Genomic DNA, 6,253 nt, shown 5'->3' with positions numbered 1-6,253 from the left:
GGTGTCCGGGAAACTGTCGAGTTCGTGCTCGATGCGGGTGATGTGATCCATCAGCCCACCGAAACGAACGGAGCCGGGTAAAAAACCGGGTCGAACATAAGCAATCCTTCGCGCAGGGAGTTTGGCGCAAGGGACTTTGCTGGGGATCAGCGAGGAAAGAAGTCAGGCAAGGATGATGTTGATGTAGGGCGATTCGCTAAAACGAAAACGTGGCGTAGGGATCGGTCCCTACGCCACGCTGTTTTGTCAGATAAGTCGGTATTTACTGTGCAGAATCGCGAGATGCCAATTCTTGCAGTTTGATCTGTGCCAGTGGGTGCCCGGCCTTGACGGCAATCTCCCAGAACCTGGCCGCTTCAGCCGGGTCCGGTGCCTTGCTCGGGCTCCCGGCGAGGCTAATGACACCCACTTGGTAGGCTGCTTTGCCATCACCGGCCAACGCCGCCAGACGCAGCAGGCGAACACCTTCTTCTCGCGCCCCCAGGCCCACACCGCGAAAGGTGAGGATGTGGCCATAGAAGCTCTGGGCTCCGACATCGCCCAGGTTCGCCATACGGGCGAACTGACCTTCCAGCCAGCTCCAGCCACGCGGTTGGCGTACAAACCACTGCCAGTGAAACAGCCTACGCGCCAACCAGTAACTGGCCTGCGCCTTGAGTCGAAAAAACACTCAAGCCTCTGCCGACTCGGGATACTCGTATTCGAATACCCGCACCACTTCCGAGGCATGCCAGGAAGCGGCAGCGACACCATCGGACGGCCCGGAAAACCGCCCGAGGCGCTCGACACATTCAAAGAAGCCGGTGCGAGGCAGGCGGCTCGCGCCCTGGCTGATCACCAGCGAACTGCGCAACGGCTGCTCGGCCTTGGCGTCCAGTGCCGCCAGATGCTCAAGTGCGGCAGTCAGGGTTTGCATGGCTGGCGTAGGCAACTGCAAACGTTCCAGCAATGCCCGATAAGTCAGGAGGTGACGCTGACGGCGTGCCTGATCCAGTTCGCCCAGCAATCCGTCCCAATGATGACGACTGATGCGCACGCTCACGATTCATCCCTCCACCCTGGCACCGTCAGTTCCCAGGCCAGGCTGCGGCGAATCGCGGCGTCGGGCAGACGCTCGCCACTTTCGATCATGGCCAGGTAAGACGGGCTGATGCCTACCGTGCGGGCGAGCGCCTCGATGGCGATGCCCTTCCCTTCGCGCAAACTGCGTAATTGATCAAGACCTGGAAGAATCGGGTCCTGAGTTGTCGCCAGCGGCGCTGGGGCCGGACGCGACGGTGCTTCGTTGATGCCTGCTGCTTTCAGTAGAGCCTGATACTGAGCCCATGGCAGAACCGCATATTCGGGCTCGCCTTCGCGTGTAATTATCTGAATATCCATGACTACCCCGTAGGACAACAACACTTAGCGAGTCGGCACTTTTCCCTAGAAGTGTAATCCTAACAGCGGCTAAGGTCGCGGGGGCTATCTATCTGAGAATGAGGCTGAATTGGCTCAGCTTTTTTTCGGTCTCTGAAGGCGAAGTTGCTCTGCCGTATCAGGCAGGCGCTCGACCACCGCAAGCTTCTCCGGGACCTGACGTTTGCGCCAGGCGCGGAACGCGTTGAGTTCATCGTCGAGGACTTTCATCAGCCAGGCCAGCACGGCGATGTCATCGATCATGCCGAACAGCGGAAGGAAATCCGGAATTGCATCTACCGGGCTGAGGAAATACATCAGGCCGGCAACGACTGATATCAGCGCCTTGGGGCTGATGGCCCGGTACTCGCCACGCCAGTACGCCAGACAAAGTGCCTGCAACAGACGCAAGTCGTCCTTGAGTTTGCCCAACCGGTTACCCTGGCTGGCACCTTTGCTGGCCACCGCGAACAACAAAGTCGGCAAGCGCCCACGTGCGAGCAGGCGTCCGGCCAGTGGCAGGAAACGAGCGAAACTCCAGGGTGCTTTCATGGATGACTCCCATGTAAATGTTATCCACACAAATTGTGGATAACCTTGTGAACAGAGCTACTTTTCACGTCTGAAAGCCCCGTAATACAAGGGCCGAGCTTAGATCGGGCGTTTTTTACTCATCAAAAAAAACCCAATATTTCATTGACTTGCCGGTCCGGCGCGGTTAGCGACGGTCCCACAATGGCTATGACTCCAGCCGGCAGCATCTGTTCACTTTGTTTACCCGCGCCAGACGCCAGATGCAACAACGCCCCGCATAAGCGGGGCGTTGTTTTCAAAGCAGACGCGGATTACTTGGCGGCGTCTTCTTTGGATGGATCCTTGATCGCCAGCAGTTCCAGGTCGAATACCAGCACCGAGTTGGCCGGGATTGCCGGGCTTGGGCTTTGCGCGCCGTAAGCCAGTTCGCTAGGAATGTACAACTTGTACTTCTCGCCGACGTGCATCAGTTGCAGGCCTTCGACCCAACCCGGGATCACACCGCTGACCGGCAGATCGATCGGGCTGCCGCGCTCGACGGAGCTGTCGAATACGGTGCCATTGGTCAGCTTGCCGGTGTAGTGAACGGTCACTACGTCAGTCGGCTTCGGCTGAGCGCCATCAGCTTTCTTTTCCACTTCGTACTGCAGGCCCGAAGCAGTGGTCACGACGCCAGCTTTCTTGGCGTTTTCTTCGAGGAATTTCTTACCGGCGGCTGCCGACTCTTCGCTCATCTTGGCCATACGTTCTTCGGCACGCTTTTGCAGTGCGGCGAACGCTTCAACCAACTCTTCGTCTTTGAGTTTCTGCTCTTTCTTGCCGACGGCATCTTCGATGCCCTGGGCTACGGCTTTGGAATCCAGATCATCCATGCCTTCCTGAGCCAGGCTCTTGCCCATGTTCAGACCAATGCCGTAGGAAGCTTTCTGCGCCGGGGTTTTCAGCTCTACGCTGGTCTGCGAATCGCAACCCGCGAGTACCAGGCTTACCAGGGCCACCGCCGCCGCCAACCGATGCTGTTTCATGCTATTTCCTTGTTCATGCGCCTAAAGGGCAATCGAGTAAAGCCGCGAGCTTATCAGGCGGCCACGACCAATGGCTACCGGCATGAGAGCCGGAGATTTCCGATAAGTTCAGGTGTTTAAACGCTTTTGCGGGTGGGGATGATGAAACTTCTGTCATCTGCCTCTTACGAAGGCCGCTCCCGTGTCCCACGGCATCTGGCGTAATGGCCACTTGCCGCTTATCGGGGACTCAGGCATAACGGCAGAACAAATCGACAAGGATGTTCATCTTGCGCCTCTTATTCCGCTTGCTGGTTCTGATCATTGTGCTGCTGGGGCTGGGCCTGGCCGTGGTTTTGTACTACGTCGTAAACCCGAAACTGCCGCTCTGGACGCCCGCGCAACAGGTGCATTACCTGGAGCAATGGAGCGCTGCCGACCGCGAGGCGTATTACTTCACGCCACAGGGCACTCAGGTCAAAGGCTTGCGCTACGACTGGTTCACCGCGCTGGAACTGCCCTTCTCGCAACAGCGCTTCGCCGCACCCGAATACCTCGCGCGGTTCGGCTTCCTGATCGACCCAGGCCAGAAACCCACGCCGAACAACCCCGGCAACCTGCCCGTGGGCTTTGCCCGGCACCAGAACCCCGGCAGCCCGGATACGTTTCTGGATATTACCTGCGCCGCCTGCCACACCGGAGAGCTGCGCTTCAAAGGTCAGGCCGTGCGCATCGACGGCGGTTCGGCACAGCATGTTTTGCCTTCCAGCGTTCCTACACTCAAGGGCGGCAGTTTCGGACAAGCCTTGGTGGCGAGTCTGACCTCGACTTACTACAACCCATGGAAATTCGAACGCTTCGCCCGCAAAGTCCTGGGCGCTGATTACGACGTCCGACACCAGCAACTGCGCAAGGAGTTCAAAAGCTCCCTCGACACTTTCCTGAAGGTGGCCTGGAACGACACACATCGCGGGCTCTATCCGACCGAAGAAGGCCCGGGACGTACCGATGCCTTCGGACGCATTGCCAACGCCAGCTTCGGCGATGCGATCTCCCCCGCCAACTACCGCGTGGCCAATGCCCCCGTTGACTATCCGCAGTTGTGGGACATGTGGACCTTCGACTGGGTGCAGTGGAACGGCTCGGCACAGCAGCCGATGGCACGCAATATTGGTGAAGCCCTGGGCGTCGGCGCCACGCTTGACTTCTTCGACAAAAACCGCCAGCCACTGATGGGCGATGATCGTTACCCCTCCAGTGTGCGTGTACGCGATTTGCACCTGATTGAAGAGACCCTGCAACGACTCGAACCACCCGCCTGGCCAGAGGCATTGCTGGGCACAATCGATAAGCCCCTGGCCGCCAAAGGCCGCGCACTGTTCGCCGAGAACTGTGCCGGCTGCCACGTCCCCCGAGTGACGCAAGGCGAAGGCCGATACGTACAACACCTGAAAATGATCCCGGTGGAACACATCGGTACTGATCCCGGCGCCGCCAACAATATCGCCGACCATCGCTTCGACCTGACGGCATTGCAATGGAATCAGGCGGAGCTGGAAAAGCTGGATGTCGATCCCAAACCCACAGAGCCGCTGGACATGAGCCAGATGTCGGTGGCCAAGGGGTTGGCGTATGTCACCGCATTCGTCGAGAACCGCGCTTATCGTGAGGCCGGCATCACCCCGGCCCAGCGTCCGGAGATGGATGGTTTCGGCCTGTCGATTGGAGTCAGGGAACTGCGCGCCTACAAGGCTCGACCACTGGCGGGTGTGTGGGCAACGGCGCCGTTTCTGCACAACGGTTCGGTGCCAAGCATTTATCAATTGCTCTCGCCGCAGGATGAGCGCGCAACGACGTTCTACAAAGGCACGTTCGAGTACGACCCGAAACACTTGGGCTATCGCACCGAAGCCTTTACCAACGGCTTCCTGTTCGACACGCGCATCACCGGCAACCACAACAGCGGTCACGAATTCCGCTCCGGCAAGCTCGGCAACGGCGTGATCGGCCGCCTGTTGCAACCGCAGGAGCGCTGGGCATTGCTGGAGTATTTGAAGGTGTTGGGCGGCCCGCTGGAGTCGCAATTGCCATGACTCTGCTTATTAGCGAAAGGATTTCCCAATGTTGAAGGTCCTCTGGCTGCGCCTCGGTGCTTTTCTCGGCAAGACGTTGCTGTGGTTGTTGGCGCTTGGGCTTCTCGGCTGGGCGCTGGCCACGGCGTGGTTTGCCTGGCAACACCGTGGACCGGTATCAGCGCAAGAACTGATCCCCGACGGCGAAGCGGCGATGACTCAAGACATCATTCAGACCGCCGTGCGTATCGTCGACCAACACCGCGAAAGCACCCGCTACCTGCGTGATGCCCATGCCAAGGCCCACGGTTGTGTGAAAGCCGAAGTGCAGGTGTTGCCGGAGCTGGCAGGCGAGTTGCGTCAGGGTGTGTTCAGCGAGCCCGGTAAAACCTGGCAGGCGACGATGCGCCTGTCCAACGGCAACGCTTATCCACAGTTCGACAGCATCCGTGATGCCCGAGGCATGGCGATCAAGCTGCTCGATGTGCCGGGCAAGCAACTGCTGAGCGATCAGCAGCAACGAGGCGAACAGGACTTCGTGATGTTCAGCCATCCGAATTTCTTCGTCAGCGATGTCGCCGAGTATCGTCAGAACGTTGCCGCCCAAGCGGATGGCAAGAAGATGATGGCGTTCTTTCCGGGCTGGGATCCGCGTAGCTGGCAGGTTCGTCACCTTTTTATCGCCCTGGCGACGCTGTCCCCTGCTCCGTCGAGCCCGACCCAGACCACCTATTTTTCGGTTTCGCCGTACAAATTCGGTGAGGCCAATGCCAAGTTTCGCGTGATGCCCGACCCGGAAAGCTGCCCGGCGTACAACCTGCCCGCGCAAAACCAGAAGTTGCCTAACTTCCTGCGCAGCGCGCTGAACCAACAGTTGTCGACCGATCGGGTGCCCGCATGCTTCGTCCTGCAGATCCAGCGCCAGGACGCGAACAAGTACATGCCGATCGAAGACACCAGTATTGAGTGGCGCGAGAGCGATGCGCCGTTCCAGACCGTGGCGCGGATCAAAGTACCGGCGCAGGATTTCGATACGCCGGCGCTGAATCTGCAATGCGACAACCAGTCCTTCAACCCATGGTTCGGCCTTGAAGCGCATCGCCCGATCGGTGGCATCAACCGCCTGCGCAAAGCCGTTTACGAAGCTGTCAGCGATTACCGCCACGCGCGCAACGCCGGGCAGTAACCTCAAATCGAGTAGGAGGCGGATTTACATCCGCCGTCCTCTCACACCACCGTACGTAC

At 59.1% G+C, this 6,253-nt stretch carries 7 protein-coding genes; 2 read left to right on the top strand and 5 right to left on the bottom strand.

The annotated features are described in order from the left end of the window. Window positions 1-262: 262 nt before the first annotated feature. The 5 genes from ACW9JC_RS28035 to ACW9JC_RS28015 all read right to left on the bottom strand — a co-directional run bounded on the left by ACW9JC_RS28035 (window position 263) and on the right by ACW9JC_RS28015 (window position 2,957). The gene (locus ACW9JC_RS28035) at window positions 263-670 is read right to left on the bottom strand and encodes a sel1 repeat family protein (RefSeq protein WP_457459094.1); all 408 of its coding nucleotides are present in this window, start codon (window positions 668-670) and stop codon (window positions 263-265) included. Then, a complete protein-coding gene (locus ACW9JC_RS28030; RefSeq protein ID WP_007945207.1) occupies window positions 671-1,042 on the bottom strand; it encodes a hypothetical protein in 372 nt (123 codons plus the stop codon). Beyond that, a complete protein-coding gene (locus tag ACW9JC_RS28025; RefSeq protein WP_338585441.1) occupies window positions 1,039-1,380 on the bottom strand; it encodes a helix-turn-helix domain-containing protein in 342 nt (113 codons plus the stop codon). The genes ACW9JC_RS28030 and ACW9JC_RS28025 overlap by 4 nt, the downstream gene beginning before the upstream one ends. Window positions 1,381-1,494: 114 nt before the next feature. After that, entirely contained in the window at window positions 1,495-1,950 is a 456-nt protein-coding gene (locus ACW9JC_RS28020) for a YkvA family protein (protein ID WP_448106851.1), read from the bottom strand. A gap of 293 nt (window positions 1,951-2,243) precedes the next feature. Then, window positions 2,244-2,957: an FKBP-type peptidyl-prolyl cis-trans isomerase gene (locus tag ACW9JC_RS28015; protein WP_338585439.1), complete on the bottom strand. Its 714-nt coding sequence runs from the start codon at window positions 2,955-2,957 to the stop codon at window positions 2,244-2,246. A 269-nt stretch (window positions 2,958-3,226) separates the two neighbouring features. On the opposite strand from ACW9JC_RS28015, the gene ACW9JC_RS28010 reads away from it, so the two are divergent. Both ACW9JC_RS28010 and ACW9JC_RS28005 read left to right on the top strand, forming a co-directional pair. Beyond that, a complete protein-coding gene (locus tag ACW9JC_RS28010) occupies window positions 3,227-5,029 on the top strand; it encodes a di-heme-cytochrome C peroxidase (protein WP_457459091.1) in 1,803 nt (600 codons plus the stop codon). Between the two features lie 28 nt (window positions 5,030-5,057). Further along, on the top strand, window positions 5,058-6,194 hold the full coding sequence (locus ACW9JC_RS28005) for a catalase family protein (RefSeq protein WP_457459089.1): 1,137 nt from the start codon (window positions 5,058-5,060) through the stop codon (window positions 6,192-6,194). The last annotated feature ends 59 nt before the right edge of the window (window positions 6,195-6,253 follow it).

This window comes from Pseudomonas sp. SDO5591_S426 (assembly GCF_054070755.1).
This window is presented reverse-complemented; position numbering and strand designations above follow the sequence as displayed.

Excerpts from the sequence above, each read along its gene's own strand:
- ACW9JC_RS28005 (WP_457459089.1), top strand. The coding sequence starts at position 5,058 with ATGTTGAAGGTCCTCTGGCTGCGCCTCGGTGCTTTTCTCGGCAAGACG.
- ACW9JC_RS28025 (WP_338585441.1), bottom strand. The coding sequence starts at position 1,380 with ATGGATATTCAGATAATTACACGCGAAGGCGAGCCCGAATATGCGGTT.
- ACW9JC_RS28015 (WP_338585439.1), bottom strand. The coding sequence starts at position 2,957 with ATGAAACAGCATCGGTTGGCGGCGGCGGTGGCCCTGGTAAGCCTGGTA.
- ACW9JC_RS28020 (WP_448106851.1), bottom strand. The coding sequence starts at position 1,950 with ATGAAAGCACCCTGGAGTTTCGCTCGTTTCCTGCCACTGGCCGGACGC.